This window comes from Knoellia sp. Soil729 (assembly GCF_001427985.1).
Lineage (GTDB): Bacteria > Actinomycetota > Actinomycetes > Actinomycetales > Dermatophilaceae > Knoellia.
Genome location: NZ_LMSA01000003.1, coordinates 128,268 through 147,007 on the forward strand (window position 1 = coordinate 128,268; position 18,740 = coordinate 147,007).

Annotated in this window: 14 protein-coding genes and 2 pseudogenes; 7 read left to right on the plus strand and 9 right to left on the minus strand. The window is 69.3% G+C overall.

Going from position 1 to position 18,740, the window contains the following annotated elements:
* The first annotated feature begins 13 nt into the window (after positions 1–13).
* From ASG74_RS12335 to ASG74_RS12345, 3 genes are read left to right on the plus strand one after another with little or no spacing between them, the layout of a single operon-like run.
* Positions 14–730 (plus strand): GntR family transcriptional regulator, encoded by a 717-nt coding sequence (locus tag ASG74_RS12335; protein WP_056143878.1) that lies wholly within the window; start codon positions 14–16, stop codon positions 728–730.
* Positions 730–1,992, plus strand: coding sequence for an aconitase X (locus ASG74_RS12340; RefSeq protein WP_056143883.1), 1,263 nt, complete (start codon positions 730–732; stop codon positions 1,990–1,992). Before ASG74_RS12335 ends, ASG74_RS12340 begins: the two co-directional genes overlap by 1 nt.
* A complete protein-coding gene (locus ASG74_RS12345; protein WP_056143885.1) occupies positions 1,985–2,419 on the plus strand; it encodes an aconitase X swivel domain-containing protein in 435 nt (144 codons plus the stop codon). The genes ASG74_RS12340 and ASG74_RS12345 overlap by 8 nt, the downstream gene beginning before the upstream one ends.
* Before the next feature lie 9 nt (positions 2,420–2,428).
* On the opposite strand, the gene ASG74_RS12350 is transcribed toward ASG74_RS12345, so the two are convergent.
* The 4 genes from ASG74_RS12350 to ASG74_RS12365 are packed head-to-tail and all read right to left on the minus strand — an operon-like array spanning position 2,429 to position 6,791.
* Positions 2,429–3,094: an MBL fold metallo-hydrolase gene (locus ASG74_RS12350; RefSeq protein ID WP_056143888.1), complete on the minus strand. Its 666-nt coding sequence runs from the start codon at positions 3,092–3,094 to the stop codon at positions 2,429–2,431.
* 2 nt (positions 3,095–3,096) lie between these two features.
* On the minus strand, positions 3,097–3,780 hold the full coding sequence (locus tag ASG74_RS12355) for a maleylpyruvate isomerase family mycothiol-dependent enzyme (protein WP_056143890.1): 684 nt from the start codon (positions 3,778–3,780) through the stop codon (positions 3,097–3,099).
* Between the two features lie 4 nt (positions 3,781–3,784).
* A complete protein-coding gene (locus tag ASG74_RS12360; protein ID WP_056143893.1) occupies positions 3,785–5,611 on the minus strand; it encodes a glycoside hydrolase family 15 protein in 1,827 nt (608 codons plus the stop codon).
* 28 nt (positions 5,612–5,639) lie between these two features.
* Positions 5,640–6,791 (minus strand): hypothetical protein, encoded by a 1,152-nt coding sequence (locus tag ASG74_RS12365; protein WP_056143896.1) that lies wholly within the window; start codon positions 6,789–6,791, stop codon positions 5,640–5,642.
* Positions 6,792–6,852: 61 nt separating this feature from the next.
* Between ASG74_RS12365 and uvrA the strand changes: the two genes are divergently transcribed.
* From uvrA to ASG74_RS12380, 3 genes and pseudogenes are all read left to right on the plus strand, one after another.
* A complete protein-coding gene (gene uvrA / locus ASG74_RS12370) occupies positions 6,853–10,095 on the plus strand; it encodes an excinuclease ABC subunit UvrA (protein WP_056143899.1) in 3,243 nt (1,080 codons plus the stop codon).
* A 300-nt stretch (positions 10,096–10,395) separates the two neighbouring features.
* Positions 10,396–10,884, plus strand: a pseudogene (locus ASG74_RS17835) (DUF222 domain-containing protein); the annotation flags it as partial.
* 1 nt (position 10,885) lies between these two features.
* A pseudogene (locus ASG74_RS12380) lies at positions 10,886–12,311 on the plus strand (DUF222 domain-containing protein); the annotation flags it as partial.
* 93 nt (positions 12,312–12,404) lie between these two features.
* On the opposite strand, the gene ASG74_RS12385 reads toward ASG74_RS12380, so the two are convergent.
* From ASG74_RS12385 to ASG74_RS12405, 5 genes are all read right to left on the minus strand, one after another.
* Complete coding sequence (locus ASG74_RS12385; protein WP_268766035.1) at positions 12,405–13,109, minus strand: ABC transporter ATP-binding protein; 705 nt, start codon at positions 13,107–13,109, stop codon at positions 12,405–12,407.
* 5 nt (positions 13,110–13,114) lie between these two features.
* The gene (locus ASG74_RS12390) at positions 13,115–14,014 is read right to left on the minus strand and encodes an ABC transporter ATP-binding protein (protein ID WP_056143912.1); all 900 of its coding nucleotides are present in this window, start codon (positions 14,012–14,014) and stop codon (positions 13,115–13,117) included.
* A complete protein-coding gene (locus ASG74_RS12395; protein ID WP_056143916.1) occupies positions 14,011–15,762 on the minus strand; it encodes a branched-chain amino acid ABC transporter permease in 1,752 nt (583 codons plus the stop codon). Before ASG74_RS12395 ends, ASG74_RS12390 begins: the two co-directional genes overlap by 4 nt.
* Complete coding sequence (locus ASG74_RS12400) at positions 15,759–16,682, minus strand: branched-chain amino acid ABC transporter permease (protein WP_056143917.1); 924 nt, start codon at positions 16,680–16,682, stop codon at positions 15,759–15,761. Before ASG74_RS12400 ends, ASG74_RS12395 begins: the two co-directional genes overlap by 4 nt.
* Before the next feature lie 108 nt (positions 16,683–16,790).
* A complete protein-coding gene (locus ASG74_RS12405; RefSeq protein WP_056144723.1) occupies positions 16,791–17,999 on the minus strand; it encodes a branched-chain amino acid ABC transporter substrate-binding protein in 1,209 nt (402 codons plus the stop codon).
* 223 nt (positions 18,000–18,222) lie between these two features.
* On the opposite strand from ASG74_RS12405, the gene ASG74_RS12410 reads away from it, so the two are divergent.
* Entirely contained in the window at positions 18,223–18,696 is a 474-nt protein-coding gene (locus ASG74_RS12410; protein WP_082569724.1) for a Rieske (2Fe-2S) protein, read from the plus strand.
* Positions 18,697–18,740 lie beyond the last annotated feature (44 nt).

Below are 18,740 nucleotides of genomic sequence, written 5' to 3' on the forward strand. Positions count from 1 at the left end.
AGAGGACGACCCCATGGCGGCGGCACCTGGACCTGGCCGGTCCTCATCCGACCTCGCCCACCTCGACCTGCCGAGCTATGAGGACCAGTCCAGCCTGCGTGCCCAGGTGGGGGACGCGCTGCGGGCCCAGCTCGTGTCGGGACGGATGCGTCCCGGTGTCGTCTACTCCGCGCCGAAGCTCGCCGCGCAGTTCGGCGTGTCCGCGACCCCGGTGCGTGAGGCGATGCTCGACCTCGTCTCCGAGGGCATGGTCGAGGTGGTGCGCAACAAGGGGTTCCGCGTGACCGAGCTGTCCGACGCCGAGCTCGACTCGATGGCCGAGCTGCGCCTCCTCATCGAGGTTCCGGTCATGGGGCTTGTCGCCGAGGCGTGCGACAGCCGGCTCGCTCCCGAGGTCGAGACCCTACGACCGTTGGCGGAGACCATCCGCGTGGCGGCGGCCGAGGGCGACCTCGTCCGCTACATCGAGGCCGACACGGAGTTCCACCTGCGCTTCCTCGGGCTGCACGGCAACGACCACGTCGTCCAGGTCGTCCGCTACCTCCGCTCGCGCTCGCGCCTCTACGGGCTCGAGGAGCTCGCGGGCACCGGCCTCATGCTGACGCTGTGCGACGAGCACCAGGACATGGTCGATGCGGCACTCACGGGTGACGGCGACCGGATGCGCGCCGTCGTCGCCAGGCACATCGGTCATGTCCGTTCGGTCTGGGCCGGACGGACAGAGCACTGATGCCGCCGCTCGTCCTCACCGACGAGGAACAGGACCTGCTCACGGGGGGTGCCGGCCAAGGCGTGGCCATGGCGATGCGCGTCGTCACGGCCCTCGCCCGAGTGAGGGGCGCCGACCGTCTCGTCGAGGTCTCCGGCGCGCACGTCGACTCCTGCCTCTACCACGGCCGCGCCGGGCTCGACTTTGCCCGACGGCTGCTCGACCTCGGCGCGGCGGTGCGGGTTCCGACGACGCTCAACGTCGGCTCGCTCGACCTCCTGCATCCCGGCACCGTGCACGAGGACGCGTCGCACCCGGGTGTCCTCACCGGGGGCCGCGAGCTCATGGACGTGTATGCCGCCCTCGGGGCCCGTGCCACGTGGACGTGTGCGCCCTACCAGGTGGGCGCGCGGCCGGGACTGGGCGAGCACGTGGCCTGGGCCGAGTCGAACGCCATCGTCTTCGCGAACTCGGTGCTCGGGGCGCGCACGGACCGCTACGGCGACTTCCTCGACATCAGTGCTGCCGTCACCGGCCGGGCACCGCTGGCGGGACTGCACCTCGACGCCGAACGGCTGGGCAGCGTGGTCATCGACCTGTCGGCCGTGTCCCCGACCCGGCTCCACGAGGAGATGTGGTGGGGCGTCCTCGGACATCTCGTCGGTGAGGTCGCCGCGGGCGGTGTCCCGGTCCTCGTCGGGGCGGGTGAGAACGCCGGGGAGGACGCACTCAAGGCGCTCGGTGCCGCCGCGGCATCGTCGGGCTCGGTGGGGATGTTCCATGTCGTGGGGCGTACGCCCGAGGCGCCGGACCTGGCCTCGTGCAGTCGTGCCGGCTCCCCGGTGACCGTCGTCACCGACGCCGACCTGGACGTGGTGCGGCGACGGCTCACCACGGCGCAGGGCACCCGCCTCGAGGCGGTGAGCCTCGGCACGCCACACGCGTCGCTGGGCGAGATCCAGCGGCTGGCCGCGGTCCTCGCGTCAGCCGGTGGGGCAGTCCACCCGGGCGTCGACGCGGTGGTCTCCACGTCCCGGGGCGTCCTCGCCCTCGCGCGGGAGGCAGGGCTCGCCGCCACTGTCGAGGCCGGCGGGTTCCGGTTCGTCGTCGACACGTGCACCTACGTCACCCCGGTGCTGGCCCCGACGGTCCGTGTCGCCATGACGACCTCGGGCAAGTGGGCGCACTACGCGCCGGGCAACATCGGTGTCGACGTCGTCCTCGGCACGGTGGGGGAGTGCGTGACCTCGGCGGTGGCGGGGAGGGTCGTCCTCGATGGGTGAGCTCGTGCTCGCCGCGACGGCGCTGACGCGCGGGCGGGTGACCGGTGAGGTCCTTCGCTCGGCGGTCCCGATCTCGTTCTGGGGAGGGGTCGGAACAGACGGGGTCGTCGTGGACGCCCACCACCCACTGCGGGGCCGTTCACTCAGTGGCAGGGTGCTCGCCATGGTGAGCGGACGCGGGTCGAGCAGCTCGTCCTCAGTGATCGCCGAGCTCCTGCGCACCGGGCAGGGGCCGTGTGCCATCGTGCTCGCGCACCCGGATCCGATCATCGCGTTGGGCGCCATCGTCGCCGACGAGCTGTACGCCATCGCGACTCCGGTGGTCGTCGTGCCCGAGGCAGACCTCGTGCTCCTCACCGGAACCGTCACAGTGACGAGCAACCCCGACGCCGGAACAGCCACGGTCACCCGCGTGAGCAGCAGCTGAGCGGGGCTGCTACCAGCCGCGCTCGCGCCACTCCGTGAGATGAGGTCGCTCGGCGCCGAGGGTCGTGTCGCCGCCGTGGCCCGGGTAGACCCACGTCTCGTCGTCGAACTCGTCGAAGACGCGGGTGGTGACGTCCTCGATGAGGTCGTCGAAGCTCTGGCCCGGGTTCTTGGTGTTGCCAACCCCACCCGGGAAGAGCGAGTCGCCGGTGAAGAGGTGGGTGTGGCCAGCCGGGTCGGCATAGGCCAGCGCCACGGAGCCCGGCGTGTGACCGCGCAGGTGGAGCACGTCGAGCCGGCACCGGCCGACGGTGATGGTGTCGCCTTGGGCCAGGCGCACCTCGGGGCGCGTCGGCAGGGCGTCGGCATCGTCGGCCCCGGCGTAGGTCCGGGGCTGGAACGCTTCGACCAGGTCGGGCAGGGCGCGCACGTGGTCCCAGTGCTGGTGCGTGGTGACGAGGTGCTCGAGGCTTCCCGTCCCCTCGGCCACGAGCTCGCGCAGCCGTGGGGAGTCGTCGGCGGCGTCGATGAGGAGCTGCTCGCCGGTGCCCCGGCACGTGAGGAGGTAGGTGTTGTTGGACATCTCGGACACGGCAGCCTTGCGGATGACGAGGTGCTCCAGCTCGCGCACCTGGGTGGGGCCGCCGGGGGAGACGTCGCCGGTGTAGCCGCCCATCGTCACAGCCCCGCCGTGAGCTCGGGGATGGTCTCGCCCCGCACACCGCTCTGGTCCTGGCGGGCCAACCAGCGCAGGATGCCGGCGCGCGAGCCGGTGACGTCGGAGTCACCCTCTCCGATCGACCAGACGTCGCCCTCGTCGCTGCGGATCGTCATCGACGGGGGTGTCGGCGCGCCCTGCTGGCGCTTGAGCTCGTTCTCGATGAAGAGGACCTGGAGGTCGCCCTCGAGGTCGTCGAAGTCGAAGCCGGTGTCCAGGTCGACGTGGTGGTAGACGACCTCTCGCAGCCGCATGAACGGGAGCATGCCGCCCTTGAACGTCGGCCCGCCGGGGGTTCGCTCGAGGACGATGTCCCGGTGCTCGGCGGTGAGCCGACCCAGCTCGGGCGCCAATGCCACAGCGGTCTCCGCGATGTCGGCGACGACCTCGGCGGGTGCTCGGCCGACTCCCTCGTCGATCTCGGCGTTGCGACGCTCGGGCGTGGCATACATGGTCTCCCCGGTGCCGTCGACGGCCGCGGCAACCAGCCGGCACAGCGCCTCAGCGTTGCGCGCGACGTGGTTGAGCACGTGGTCCCGGGTCCACCCTTCGCACAGGCTGGGAGCGTCGAGGTCCTCGCACGTCCGGGCGTCGGCGACGAGCCGGGTCGTGTGGTGGTCGATGGCGGTGAGGAGGTCGGTCATCCGGTCACGCTATCGCCGAGGACTCACCCTGCTGGCCGGGGTTCGTCGAACCCTCGGCAGCAGCGGCCAGCGCGTGGGCCGCGCCGATGAGCGTGAGGTGGGAGAACGCCTGGGGGAAGTTCCCCATCTGGCGCTTCGCGTGGGGGTCGTACTCCTCGGCGATGAGGCCGACGTCGTTGAGCAGGCCCACAAGGCGCTCCATGAGCTCGTTCCCCTTGTCGAGCTGGCCCGTCACGGCATACGCACTCACGAGCCACCAGGAGCAGGCGAGGAACGGGTGCTCGTCGCCGGAGAGGCCGTCCACTCCCGTCTGGGTGCGGTAGCGCATGAGGAAGCCGTCGCGCAGCAGGTCCTTCTCGATCGCCGCGATGGTCCCCTGCACGCGCGGGTCGTCGGGCGGGAGGAAGCCGACGAGCGGGATGAGCAGGAGCGAGGCGTCGACCTCGTCGGTCTCGTAGTGCTGGGTGAACGTGTTCCTGTCGCTGTCAAAGCCCTTGGCGCACACCTCGTCGTGGACCATCTGCCGCAGCTCGCGCCACCGGTCGACGGGCCCGTCGACGCCATGCTGCTCGACCGCCTTGATCGCCCGGTCGAAGGCGGCCCAGACCATGACCCGCGAGTGGGTGAAGTGACGCATCGGCCCGCGTATCTCCCACAGGCCGTGGTCGGGCTCGTCCCAGTGCTTGGCGAGGTTGTTGACGAGGGCCGCCTGCACCCGCCATGCCTGCTTCGAGCCCTTCAGCCCGGCCTCGCGAGCCTCGTGCAAGGCGATCATGACCTCCCCGAGGACGTCCGTCTGCCTCTGGTCCACCGCTCCGTTGCCGATGCGGACGGGCCGGGAGTCGGCGTAGCCGGGAAGGTGGTCCAGCTCTCGCTCGGGCAGGTCGCGGCCGCCGTCCACGGCATACATGATCTGCAGGTCCTCCGGGTCGCCGGCGACGGCACGCACCAGCCAGTCCCGCCACGGCTCGGCCGCACCGACGAAGCCGGAACGGATGAGGGACTCCAGGGTGAGGGACGCGTCGCGCAGCCAGCAGTAGCGGTAGTCCCAGTTGCGCTCCCCGCCGAGGTCCTCGGGAAGGCTCGTGGTGGCCGCGGCGACGATGCCACCGCGCTTGGTGTCCGTGAGTAGGCGCAGCACGAGCAGGGAGCGCACGACGGCCTCGCGGTGCGGACCCTCGTAGGTGCACCCGCTGACCCACTCCTCGGAGGTCTCGATGGTCGACTGGATGCGACCGGTGATGTCGAGGGCGTCGGGGACCTTCTGCCAGGAGGGGAACCACGTCATCGAGAAGTCGTAGTGCTCACCCTCCTTGACCTCGAACACGTCACGGTGGCGGCTCTCCTCGGGCTTGGGGAGCCGCGTGCCTCGCAGGACGAGCAGGTCCGGACCGGCGATGGCACTGATGAGCTCGCCCTCGTCGCTGTCGTCCGTGGAGTGCGACACCCACGGCACGATCGAGCCATAGCCGAAGCGCACGACCCACTCGTGCTCCATCTCCACGGTCCCCGAGACACCCTCGACCCGGCGCAGGATGTCTGCCCTCCCGTCGCCGAGGGGCAGGAGGTCGATGACCTTGACCGTCCCGGTGTCGGTCTCGTGGATCGTCTCGAGCACGAACGAGTGGCCGTGGTAGGACCTCGTCGTGCGTGACTTCCCGCTCGGGCGCAGCAGCCATCGGCCGTTGTCCGGCGTGCCGAGCAGCGCGGCGAAGCAGCTGGGGGAGTCGAACCGGGGGAGACACAGCCAGTCGATCGACCCGTCCCGGCTGACCAGTGCAGCCGTCTCCGTGTCGCCGATGACCGCGTAGTCCTCTATGGGAGTGACCATGACGACACTGTATGCCGGGCGCGGCGGCTCAGTGGAGACGCGAGCGGACCAACGAGCCGGAACCGTCGGCGCTCGTGGTGACCACCCAGAGCTCGTCGCCGTGCCGGAGCGCCGAGACAGGTGTGCCCTGTGGTCCGTCACCGACCGACCAGCTCGAGCCGCTGCGCCTGACGATGGTGCTGCCCCCGCCTGAGGGGACCACCACGACGACGTCCTCGCCGACGAGGACGGGCGGCAGTGCCGCTGTGTTCTCGGGCAGGACGATCTCGGGTATGCCGGCCGGCTGGCTGACGGTGTCCTTGTCAGCCACCCACAGGCTGAACCTGCCTCCTGCCGTTCCGGAGACGAGGCACCGCTGCCCTGCGCAGGTGGCGCCCTGTGCCTCGGCGGGGGCGGTGTCGTTGGTGGCCGTCCCGTAGGGCAGTCCGGTCCGTGTCCAGGGACCGTTCTGCCCCGGGGAGGTCCAGATCGCGGGCTCGACCCGCACGGAGCCCGGCTCGAGGTGGGTGACCGAGCCGGACAGGACGACGCCTTGACCCCGTGAGGCGATGGACGTCGCGCTGACGACCTCCTGCGCCGTGCTGCCCAAGGGAGTGTCCGTCGACCTGTGGCGCGTCCAGCGCTCGGCGCTGCGGGTCCACACGGCGATGTCGAGACCGGTGCGCTGGCTCTGCCAGGCGCCCAGAATGACCGGTGACGCACCGGCATACGCCATGCCTGCGAGGTCTCCCGCCCCATAGCTGCCGAACACCCCGAAGGGCTGCTCCTGCTCGGCGACACCGTCCTCGGTCCCGCTCCAGGTGGTCCATCGGTAGTTGCCGTGGGCACCACCGCGGGCCCCGGCGATGGCGTCGACCCTGCCGTCGCGGGTGACGACCTGGAACCACAGGCCCTCGAAGGCGTAGGGCGATCGTGGGGTGAGTGGCACGTCGGTGAGCGTCCCGGAGGGGCCGACCGACAGCAGGCGTGCGTGGGGTCGGCCCGGGCCGTGGGCGCCGACGAGGAGGCGGGAGCCGTCGGTGGCCAGGGTGACCGGGGTGATGCCTCCAGGGAGGGTGACTTCCTGCCAGGCGAGCTCCAGCGTGGCGGCGGGCGCGACGGGGCGGACGGGCGTCGTGCAGGCAGCCGCGAGCAGGGCGGACGCCAGGAGGAGGACGAGGAAGCGCGGCCGGACGCTCACATCCGTCACTCTAGGCCCCAGGACCCTCACGAAATGGGGGCTGTCGGTGGTGGCACCTAGCATGGTGGACGTGACTTCTGCTGTGACCCCAACGCCCGCCCGCCGCTCCGGGAGCGCCACCCACGACCACCTCATCGTGCGTGGCGCGCGCGAGCACAACCTCAAGGACGTCTCGGTCGAGCTGCCGCGCGACTCCCTCGTCGTCTTCACGGGCCTGTCCGGCTCGGGCAAGTCGTCCCTGGCGTTCGACACGATCTTCGCGGAGGGCCAGCGTCGCTACGTCGAGTCACTGTCTGCCTACGCCCGGCAGTTCCTCGGGCAGATGGACAAGCCCGACGTCGACTTCATCGAGGGCCTGTCCCCGGCGGTCTCGATCGACCAGAAGTCGACGAACCGCAACCCGCGCTCGACCGTGGGCACCATCACCGAGGTCTACGACTACCTCCGCCTGCTCTTCGCACGGGCGGGGCGTCCGCACTGCCCGACGTGTGGCGAGCCCATCACCCGGCAGAGCCCCCAGCAGATCGTCGACCAGCTCCTCCAGCTGCCCGAGGGGACCCGCTTCCAGGTGCTCGCTCCGGTCGTGCGCGCACGCAAGGGTGAGTACGTCGACCTGTTCGCCGAGCTGCAGTCCAAGGGCTTCGCGCGTGCTCGGGTGGACGGTGCCGTCGTGTCGCTCACCGAGCCCCCGGTCCTCGAGAAGCAGGTCAAGCACACGATCGACGTCGTCGTCGACCGGCTCGTCGCCAAGGGTGGGGACTCCTCCTCGAAGCGCCGCCTCACGGACTCGGTCGAGACGGCGCTCGGCCTCGCCGGTGGCGTCGTGCTCATCGAGTTCGTCGACGTGCCCGAGGACGCGGAGCCGGGCGAGGGCATGCCGCGCGAGCGGCGCTACTCCGAGAAGATGGCCTGCCCCAACAACCACCCGCTGGCCATCGACGAGGTCGAGCCGCGGTCCTTCTCGTTCAACTCACCGTTCGGTGCCTGCCCCGTCTGCACCGGCATCGGCACCGAGCTCGAGGTCGACCCTGAGCTCGTCGTGCCCAACGACGACCTGTCGCTGGCCGAGGGCGCGATTGCTCCCTGGGCCTCGGGCAGTGGGGCGTCCGAGTACTTCCAGCGCGTCCTGGGCGCTCTCGCCGAGGAGCTGAAGTTCAGCACCGACGTGCCTTGGCGAGCCCTTCCCGAGCGGGCCAGGCAGGCCCTGCTGCACGGTCGCAACCACAAGGTCCACGTCAAGTACCGCAACCGGTTCGGACGCGAGCGGTCCTACACCACCGGCTTCGAGGGTGCGATCCCGTTCGTCAAGCGCCGCCACGCCGAGACCGACTCCGAGTGGAGCCGTGAGCGCTATGAGGGCTACATGCGCGAGGTGCCCTGCCCGGCCTGTCGCGGGAGCCGGCTCAAGCCCGAGTCCCTCGCCGTGCTCATCGGCGGCAAGAGCATCGCCGATGTCTGCGCCCTGCCGATCTCGGACTCCGCCGACTTCCTCGAGCAGGTCGACTTCACGGTGCGTGAGGCACAGATCGCCGAGCGCGTCATCAAGGAGATCAACGCCCGGCTCGGGTTCCTGCTCGACGTCGGCCTCGACTACCTCAGCCTCGACCGGCCGGCAGGCACCCTGTCCGGTGGTGAGGCGCAGCGGATCCGCCTCGCCACCCAGATCGGGTCCGGCCTCGTCGGCGTCCTCTACGTCCTCGACGAGCCGAGCATCGGGCTGCACCAGCGCGACAACCACCGGCTCATCGAGACGCTGACCCGGCTGCGCGACCTCGGCAACACCCTCATCGTCGTCGAGCACGACGAGGACACCATCGCCATGGCCGACTGGGTCGTCGACATCGGACCGGGCGCCGGCGAGCACGGCGGAGACGTCGTCCACTCGGGCACTGTGGCGGACCTGCTGACCCACGAGACGTCGATCACCGGCAAGTACCTGTCGGGGCGGGCCGAGATCCCGCTGCCCGAGGTGCGTCGTCCCCAGGAGCGTGGGCGTGAGCTCACGGTCATCGGCGCGCGCGAGCACAACCTGCACGACGTGACGGCGAGCTTCCCGCTCGGCAACCTCGTCGCGGTCACCGGAGTGTCGGGCTCGGGCAAGTCCACCCTCGTCAACGACATCCTCTACCACGTGCTCGCCAACAAGCTCAACGGCGCCAGGCACGTCCCGGGTCGGCACAAGTCGGTCACCGGACTCGAGCACCTCGACAAGGTCGTCCACGTCGACCAGGGCCCGATCGGCCGGACTCCGCGCTCGAACCCAGCGACCTACACCGGGGTCTTCGATGCGATCCGCAAGCTGTTCGCCACCACGACCGAGGCCAAGATCCGCGGCTACCAGCCGGGGCGGTTCTCGTTCAACGTCAAGGGCGGTCGCTGTGACGCCTGCTCGGGCGACGGCACCATCAAGATCGAGATGAACTTCCTGCCGGACGTCTACGTCCCGTGCGAGGTCTGCCACGGGGCCCGCTACAACCGCGAGACGCTCGAGGTGCACTTCAAGGGCAAGACCATCGCCGACGTGCTCGACATGCCGATCGAGGAGGCTGCGGAGTTCTTCGCCGCCGTCCCGGCGATCGCCCGTCACATGAACACGCTCACCGAGGTGGGGCTCGGCTACGTCCGCCTCGGGCAGCCGGCGCCGACGCTCTCAGGTGGTGAGGCGCAGCGCGTCAAGCTGGCAACCGAGCTCCAGAAGCGGTCGACCGGGCGGACGGTCTACGTCCTCGACGAGCCCACCACCGGGCTGCACTTCGAGGACATCCGCAAGCTGCTCGGTGTGCTTCAGGGGCTCGTCGACAAGGGCAACACGGTCATCGTCATCGAGCACAACCTCGACGTCATCAAGAGTGCGGACTACATCGTCGACCTCGGACCCGAGGGCGGCAACAAGGGTGGGTCCGTCGTGGTGACGGGCACGCCCGAGGAGGTCGCGACCCACCCCGAGAGCCACACGGGCCGCTTCCTCGCGCCGGTCCTGGCCAAGACGGCTCGCACACCGACGAGGGGCAAGAGCCCGAAGTCTGGCGTGAAGACGTCAGCCGCCGCCACGACCTCCGCTGCCGCCAAGCCTGTGAAGGCCAAGGCGACGACGACCGCGGCGACGAAGTCAGCCAAGCCCTCGAAGGCGACGGCCAAGCGCACGGCTGCGGCCCGATCGGCGACGAGCTCAGCCACGTCGGCCACGGCCAGGACGACCTCGTCTGTCACGAAGGCGTCCGCAAAGGGTGCAGGCAAGGGCAGGGCGACGTCCTCCGCGCTCGGTGCCTCCAAGGCCAAGGCGACTCCCCGCAAAACAGCCTGACGGTCGTGGTACAGCGCAGCTCGCGGGAGGCCGCGAGCTGCGCTGCCCCGTCGGCCCCAGATGCCCTGTGTCGCAGCGGTTCTGGGCCATGCCGGGGACCCGTTGTCAGTGGTCGTCGGTAGGTTGATGGGTATGGACGAGATCGCGATCCGGGATGGGGTACCTGCAGCGCAGGCGGCCTCCCGTGCGTCGCGATCCCCAGAGTCCGGTGACGCCCCCTCGGCCGCAGATGTCCTGTGCCTCAACGGGTTCGGCTTGCTGCGACGGCTCGTTGTCAGTGGTCGCCGATAGGTTGAGGGTATGGACGAGATCGCGATCCGGGACGGGGTACCTGCAGCGCAGGTGGCCTCCTTGGTGTCGTGGTTGGCGTCGGTGGAACCCGAGGGTGTGAGCGAGCGGCAGCGTTTGGAGGCGGTGGCGGCGTTGGAGGCACTCAAGGGTGCTGCTGCGGCTGCGCAGGCCCGGTTGACGGCGGCTGCGGTGGTGGACCGTAAGGCTTTGGGGGAGGACTCGCGCAGCGTGCGCGCGGAGGTCGCGCTGGCGCGGCGGTGCTCCCCGACGGTGGCCGACCAGCACGTGGGGGTGGCGAAGACGCTGGTGTCGGAGATGCCGCAGACGATGGGCGCGCTCACGCGKGGGGAGATCAGTGAGCGTCGGGCGATGATCCTGGTGCGSGAGACCGCGTGCCTGAGTGTGGAGCACCGGCGCGAGGTGGACCGACGGTTGGCGTCGAAGCTGGCGATGATGGGTGACAAGGCGTTGGCGGGGGCGGCACGGCGTGCGGGTGCTNAGCACTCAAGGGTGCTGCTGCGGCTGCGCAGGCCCGGTTGACGGCGGCTGCGGTGGTGGACCGTAAGGCTTTGGGGGAGGACTCGCGCAGCGTGCGCGCGGAAGTGGCTCTCGCGCGGCGGTGCTCCCCGACGGTGGCCGACCAGCACGTAGGGGTGGCGAAGGCGCTGGTGTCGGAGATGCCGGAGACGATGGGCGCGCTCACGCGGGGGGAGATCAGTGAGCGTCGGGCGATGATCCTGGTGCGGGAGACCGCGTGCCTGAGCCGGGAGCACCGGGGTGAGGTGGACCGGCGCCTGGCGTCGAAGCTGGCGATGATGGGCGACAAGGCGCTAGCCGGGGCGGCACGGCGAGCCGGTGCCGCACTGGACGCCGAAAGCCTTGCCGAGCGCAACCGACGAGCAGTGGCAAGCCGGCGGATGAGTGTGCGTCCGGCGGCGGATGGGATGGCGTGGTTGTCGATCCTGGGCCCGGTCAAGAACATCATCGGAGCCCACGTCGCCCTCACAGCGGAGGAGAAGCGCCGCCACGTCCTCGACCCCGACCTCCCCGCCAAGGAGTGGGAGGCGGCCGCCGCGGCGGCGCGGGCCGACACCCGGAGCAAGGGTGCGTGGCTCGCGGACCGGGCCTTGGAGCTGCTCAGCGGCAGGGCGAAGGACCAACCGCAACCGGTGGAAGTGAACCTGGGGATGACCGACCGGGTGCTCCTTCCGGCCGCGTTCGGTGGCAAGGCGCCGGCCGATGACGTCGCGGTCATCCCCGGCTGGGGTGTCATCCCCGGTGCCGAGGCCCGTGCCCACATCGCCGCGCTTTTGGATCGCGCCGGGGACCGCGCCAGTGATGCCGCCGCTGACAATGGCAGCGGCCGCGACGCTGACGGCGCCAGCGACGCAGCGGCGTTCGTGTGGTTGCGGCGCCTGTTCACCGACCCGTCCGGGCGCAACCTCGTGGCCCTGGACTCGGTGCGTCGCCGGTTCGAGGGTGGGTTACGGCGCTTCCTCGAGCTGCGTGACCCGACCTGCCGCGTGCCGTGGTGTGACGCCCCCGCGACACAGTCCGACCACACCCGCTCCCACGCCGAGGGCGGCGCCACGGACGCCAGCAACGGGCAAGGGCTGTGCCAACGACACAACCTCATCAAGGAGCTCGACGGGTGGCACGTGCGGGTGCAGTCCACCGGCCTCGACGGCACCGGTGCACACGGCATACGACTCCAGAGCCCGACCGGGCGCAGCCACGACTCGACCGCACCACCGATCCTGGGTGAGGGCTGGTCCGAGCCGGCTCGGTGCGACGAACCCGCGCCCGGAAGCGACGCCGACATCGGCTATGGCCTCGGGCTCACGCAGGAGCAGGAGCGGTTCGCCGAACAGTTCGGCGACTGGCTCGACCACGCCCACGAGGGCCACTACTGGGCCGCTGCGTGAGGCTGGACGCCCGCCGAGAACGCTGATGGTCCGCTGCCCGAGGGGCAACGGACCATCAGCCAGGTCCCGCGGACAGCGCGGGACGCGGGTGCCTCAGTCCTCGCCGAGGTAGGCCTTGCGCACGTCGTCGCTGGTGAGGAGCTCGGACCCCGTGCCCGAGAGCACGATCCTACCGACCTCGAGCACGTAGCCCTTCGTGGCCCGCTTCAGAGCCGCCTGGGCGTTCTGCTCGACCAGCAGGATCGTCGTGCCCTGTTCCTGCAGCGTGGTCACGGTCGACATGACCGTCTTCATCATGAGCGGTGACAGACCCATCGAGGGCTCGTCGAGCATGAGCAGCTTGGGCCGGCTCATCATCGCGCGGCCCATGGCCAGCATCTGCTGCTCCCCGCCGGAGAAGGTCCCAGCTGCCTGCGCCCTGCGTTCGCCGAGGATCGGGAAGAGGTCGTAGGCCGCCTGCAGGTCCTTCTTGACCTCGTGGTCGCGTCGAGAGAAGGCGCCGAGCAGGAGGTTCTGCTCCACCGACAGCCGCGGGAAGATCCGCCGGCCTTCGGGCGAGTGCGCCAGCCCCAGCGTCACGATCTCGTGAGCCGGGGTCTCGTCGATGCGCTTGCCCTGGAAGCGGATGGACCCGCTCGCGGCTCGCAGCAGGCCCGAGATGGTCCGCAGCGTGGTCGTCTTGCCGGCACCGTTGGTGCCGATGAGGGTCACGACCTCACCCTCGTCGACGCTGAAGCTGATGCCCTTGACGGCCTTGATCTTGCCGTAGGCGACGACGAGATCCTTGACCTCGAGCATGGGGCTCACTGCTTCTCCTCCGTCGGGTCCGTCACCGTGTCGGCGGGCGGCGTCCGGACCTCGGTGGCACCACCAGCGACAACGTCGTCGTCGTCATCGTCGTCGTCGCCACCGATGTAGGCCTCGATGACGCGAGGGTCGGACTGGACCTCACCGGGAGTGCCCTGCACGAGCACCTCGCCCCGCACGAGGCAGAGCACGCGGTCGCACAGGTTGAAGATGAACCGCATGTCGTGCTCGATGACCACGACCGCGAGCCCGCTGTCGCGGATGCGGAAGATCAGGTCACTTGCCTGCTTGGTCTCCTGCGGGTTCATGCCGGCCGTCGGCTCGTCCAGGAGGATGAGCTTGGGGTCGGTCGCGAGAGCGCGGGCGATCTCGAGCCGGCGCTGGTCGCCGTAGGGCATGTTGCGCGCAAGGCTCTCGGCGGAGTCACCGAGCCCGACGAAGTCGAGCAGCTCCTGGGCACGTGCACGAGTGGCTTCCTCCTCGCGACGGAACTTCGGGCCGCGCAGGATCGACGTCAATGCCAGCGAGCTGGTGCGGCAGTAACGCCCCACCATGACGTTCTCCAGCGCCGTCATGTTGGCGAAGAGCCGGATGTTCTGGAACGTGCGCGCCATGCCCGCGATGACCACAGCCCGAGGCTTCGGGGGGATCACCTGACCGCTCAGGGTCACTTGGCCCTCGGTCGGCTTGTAGAGACCGGTGAGGCAGTTGAAGAACGTCGTCTTGCCGGCCCCGTTTGGGCCGATGAGGCCGACGATCTCGCCCTCGTTGACCGTCATGTCGACGTCCTTGACGGCCGTGAGACCGCCGAAGCGCATCGTCACACCACGCGCCTCGAGGATCGGTGCGCCGACGGTGTGGGGCTGGCGTGCTGGGGGAGTCTCCGTGACCGTCATGCCTTGGCCTCCGCTTCCTCGAGGTGGACTTCTTCCAGTCGTTCTGCGAGACCCTCGTCTTCCTCGTGGAACTCGAGCTTGCGACGCTGGCTCGCGATGATGCCCTCCGGGCGGTAGCGCATCATCAGGACGAGCACGAGCCCGAAGATCATGAGGCGGTAGTCCGCGATGAAGCGCAGCTTCTCCGGAAGCAGCTTGAGGATCGTCGCCCCGACGAGGACACCGGCAACGGTGCCCATGCCGCCGAGGACGATGGCTGCGAGGAGGAAGGCCGACTCGAGGAAGATGTACTGGTCGGGCGTGACCGAGACGTCGTGGTGAGCCTTGACCGTGCCCGCCATGCCGGCCAGGAAGGCACCACCGGCGAAGGCGAACAGCTTGAGGCCGAAGACGTTGACGCCCATGGCCTCCGCAGCCTTCTCGTCCTCACGGATGGCGACCCAACCACGGCCGATGCGGCTGTCGTTGAGGCGGCTGAACACGAGGATGATGAACGCCGCGAGGACCAGCAGGAGGAAGTAGTAGTTCGCGAACCTGCCGAGGGTGATTCCGAGGATGGTGTGCGGTTGACCGAAGTCGAACGAGCCGATCGCGAGGTCGGGGATGGCCGGTATGCCGTTGGGGCCGTTGGTGAGGTCGGGCCCGTTGTTGCCGTCGAGGTTGCCCATGGTGAACCGGAAGATCTCACCGAAGGCCAACGTCACGATGGCGAGGTAGTCACCCGAGACCCGCAGCGTCGGCGAACCGATGATGAGACCGAGACAGGCCGAGAACAGGGCTCCGACGACGACGACGATGATGAACGGCGGCTTCCAGCCGATCGTGGCGAACGCCGACGTCGACAGCGTCGCGCCGACATAGGCGCCGGCGCCGAGGAAGGCGATGTAGCCCAGGTCGAGCAGGCCCGCCAGGCCGACGACGATGTTGAGGCCGAGGGCGGTCGCCGCGAAGATCAGCACCTGGGTCGCGATCGACATGTTCTCGTCCGACCCGCCCTGGGTGAATGGGAAGAGGAACGCAACGGTGAAGGCGCCGAGCATGAGCACCGGCCGGTTCTTCTGGGCGATGAGCCCGACCCACGTGAACACTCCGGCCCTCGTCAGGCCCAGCGCCACCGTGGCCACGAAGATCAGGAACAGCGAGAAGCTGGGACCGTCTCCGATGCCGAGGGCGTAGGCCGCGCCGAAGAGGAGCAGGGCCATGAGCACGATGATCGTGAGGATCTCGAGCCACGACGAGGTCTTGGCGAAGAGCGGGTCGCGGTGCTGGCGGGAGACGAGCATGAGCCCCGACGCGGCCAGGACGAGCGCTCCGAGCAGCGAGATCCAGCCGCCGGGGTTGACGTTGATCAGCCCGCCGGACTGGACCGAGATGACGGCGACGACGATCACCATGTAGATGACGGCGCCGAGCCCGAGAGCCCGCACGGCGCCCGCAGTGTCGAGCCACTCACCGAGGCGGTGCAGCGGGCCACGGTGGGCGAGCAGGAACAACAGCGCCACCAGGCCCAGGGCGATCATGCAGATCTGGACGCCGCCCGGGTAGAAGTTGATCGAGAGGTCGCCGAGGACGTCGCCGGTGTAGCTCCACGAGAGGAACGTGCCGGCCACGAGGAGCGCGACGCCGGCGAGCCCGAGCGGCCAGGCCGCGGAGCTGCCGCGACCGGGCATGCGATCGAGCAGGGAGACCTTGACGAGCTCGTCGTCGTGGGAGTGGTCGTGCGCGAGGTCAGCAGTCGAGGTGCTCATGCGCGGTCCACCACCCGGGCGCCGAGGAGGCCTTGTGGTCTGAAGACGAGCACGAGAATGAGGAGCACGAACGCCCACACGTCCTTCCATGCCGACCCGCCGAACTGGCCGGGGATGAACTGGGTGGCCATCGACTCGGCGATGCCGAGGGTCAGGCCGCCGACGATGGCACCCTGGATGTTGCCGATGCCGCCGAGGACGGCAGCAGTGAAGGCCTTGAGCCCCGCGAGGAAGCCCATGCGGAAGTCGATGTTGGAGTTGAGCAGGCCCTGCGCGACACCGCCGACGGCGGCGAGTGCCGCGCCGAGGGCGAACGCGATGACGATGATCCGGTTGACGTTGATGCCCATGAGCTGCGCGGTGTCGGGATCCTCGGACACCGCCTGCATGCCCTGGCCCATCCGGGTCCGGTTGACGAAGAACCAGAGCAGGACGGCCGACAGCAGCAGCGAGCCGACGGTGAAGACGGCCGCCCGCTGGATGTTGAGGCCGCCGATCTTGAGGGCCGCGCCGGTGACGACGTCGATCTCGGGGAAGCTGAGCTTGCTCTTGGCGCCGGGGTAGAAGAGGCGCACGGCCTCCTGGAGGAAGACCGAGATGCCGATGGCGGTGATGAGGGGCGCGAGCCGGGGAGCGTTGCGCAGCGGCCGGTAGGCGATGCGCTCCATGACGACGGCGGTGACGACCGAGACGATCACGGCGCCGATCACCATGATCGGCAGCACCCACAGGCCGGTCTGGCCCTTGAAGAGGACGCTCCACGTGGCCAGGGCTCCGAAGGCCCCGATCATGAAGACTTCGCCGTGGGCGAAGTTGATGAGCTGGACGATGCCGTAGACGACGGTGTAGCCGACGGCGATCAGCGCGTACAGCGACCCGAGGGTCAAGCCGTTCACGATCTGTTGCAGGAACTCGGTCATCGCAGAACCGGCACCTTCCTGTATTGGGGGCTGGCACATTCAAGCAGGGACGGGCACAAGCCCGCCCCTGCTCGAATGAACGACATCAGCGTGTCGAGGTCAGTCCGTTCAGCTCACGTTCGCGGACTTGACGCTGACCCACTTGCCACCCTCGACCTTGTAGCCGGTGATGACCTTGACCAGCGTGTCGCCGTACTCGTCGAAGGAGACCTTGCCGGTGACACCGTCGAAGGAGACCTTGCCGACAGCGTCGACGGTGGGCTGACGGGCGCTCTTGGCGTCCTTGGCGTCCTTGAGTGAGACCTTGAGGGCCTCGATGATGGCGTTCGCCGCGTCGTAGGAGTAGCCGCCGTAGGCCGCGGACGGCTCGGAGTACTTGGCGGTCTCGTAGTCGGCGAGGAACTTCTTGCCGGCCTCGCTGTTCTCGGTCGGCTCACCGACGGAGGTGGCGAGGTCGCCGTTCGAGGTGGAACCGGCGAGCTCGATGAACTTGGGGTCGAAGATGCCGTCACCGCCCATGAGCGGGACGTTGAGGCCACCGGCCTTCATCTGCTTGGAGAGAGGTCCACCCTGAGGGTACTCGCCACCGTAGTAGACCGCGCCCGGCTTGGACGGGGCGACCTTGGAGACGACCGGGGCGTAGTTGGACTCGTCCGGGTTGATCGTCTCGGCAGCCACCACCTTCCCGCCGGCGGCCTTGTAGGCGTCGGTGAAGTACTTGACCAGGCCCTGGCCGTAGGTCTTCTTGTCGTGGATGGTCGCAACCGTCTTGATGCCCTGGTCGATGAGGAACTGGGCCGCGAACCCGCCCTGTGCGATGTCGGTGGTGCAGGTGCGGAAGTACGTCTTGTAGGGACGCGCGGGCGCGCTCGGGTCGGCGCCGCGGGTCAGCGACGGACCGGTGTTGGCCGGCGAGATCTGCACGATGTTGGCAGCGGAGAAGACCGGCTGCGTCTGCTGGCTGACGCTCGAGTTGAGGTTGCCGACGACGCCGACGACCTTGTCGTCGCCCGCGAGCTTGGTGGCACCGTTCTTGCCGACGTCGGCCTTGCCCTCGTCGTCCACGGCCTCGACCTCAAGGGTCCAGCCCGGGATGGTCTTGTTGTCGTTGGCCTGCTTGACGGCCAGCTCGACGGAGTGCTGGATGCCCTTGCCGAGGGCGGACAGGTCACCCGAGAGAGGGGCGATGACGCCGATCTTGGCGACCTTGGCGTTGCCGCCGGTGTCTCCACTGTTGGTGTCACCCGAGTTGTCGCCGCGGGATCCACACCCGGCGAGGGCGATTGAGGCCACCAGCAGCGATGCACCCATGGTCATGACGGAACGCTGAGCCACGTTTCCTCCTGAAACTATTTCTCCTGCGGCGATCGGCCGAGGAGCTCGCAACGGGTGTGCGAGCACCCGAACAATGCCACGGGTTGGTGGAATCCTGCGGCTCTTCCGCAATTCTGTGCCGAGTCGTTATCAAGGGCTGTTTCGCACAGAAATCTCTGGGATTGCGCTCAGGTCAGCCTCATTCCAGATGTGCATAATCAGCCGCATGGACACGCACCCAGACCTGCAGCCCGACCCCGAGGACACCGCGACGTCGCCGCGCACCTGCTGTGGACGCCGTGACGCGATGCGGGCCGTCGGACTGGTCGCGGTGGCGGGAGCTGCACTGACCGCCTGTGGCAGCGACACCGGCCAGTCGGCCAAGGAGGCGGCGTCGGGCGCGGTCAGTGCCGTCAAGGACCTCGCGAAGGCGGCCGACATCCCGGTCGGTGGCGGCAAGATCTTCGACTCCGCCAAGGTCGTCGTCACGCAGCCCACCGCCGGCGACTTCAAGGCGTTCTCCGCCGTGTGCACCCACCAGGGCTGCCTCGTGTCGAGCGTCAAGGACGGCACGATCAACTGCGACTGCCACGGCAGCCGGTTCGACATCGCGACTGGTGACGTGAAGAGCGGCCCGGCCACCTCCGGACTGCCGTCGAAGTCCGTGACCGTGGGAGCCGACGGCATCAGCATCACCTGAGCGGACGGCATACGCCCGTATGCCGTGCAGTCCCGTCGGTGCCG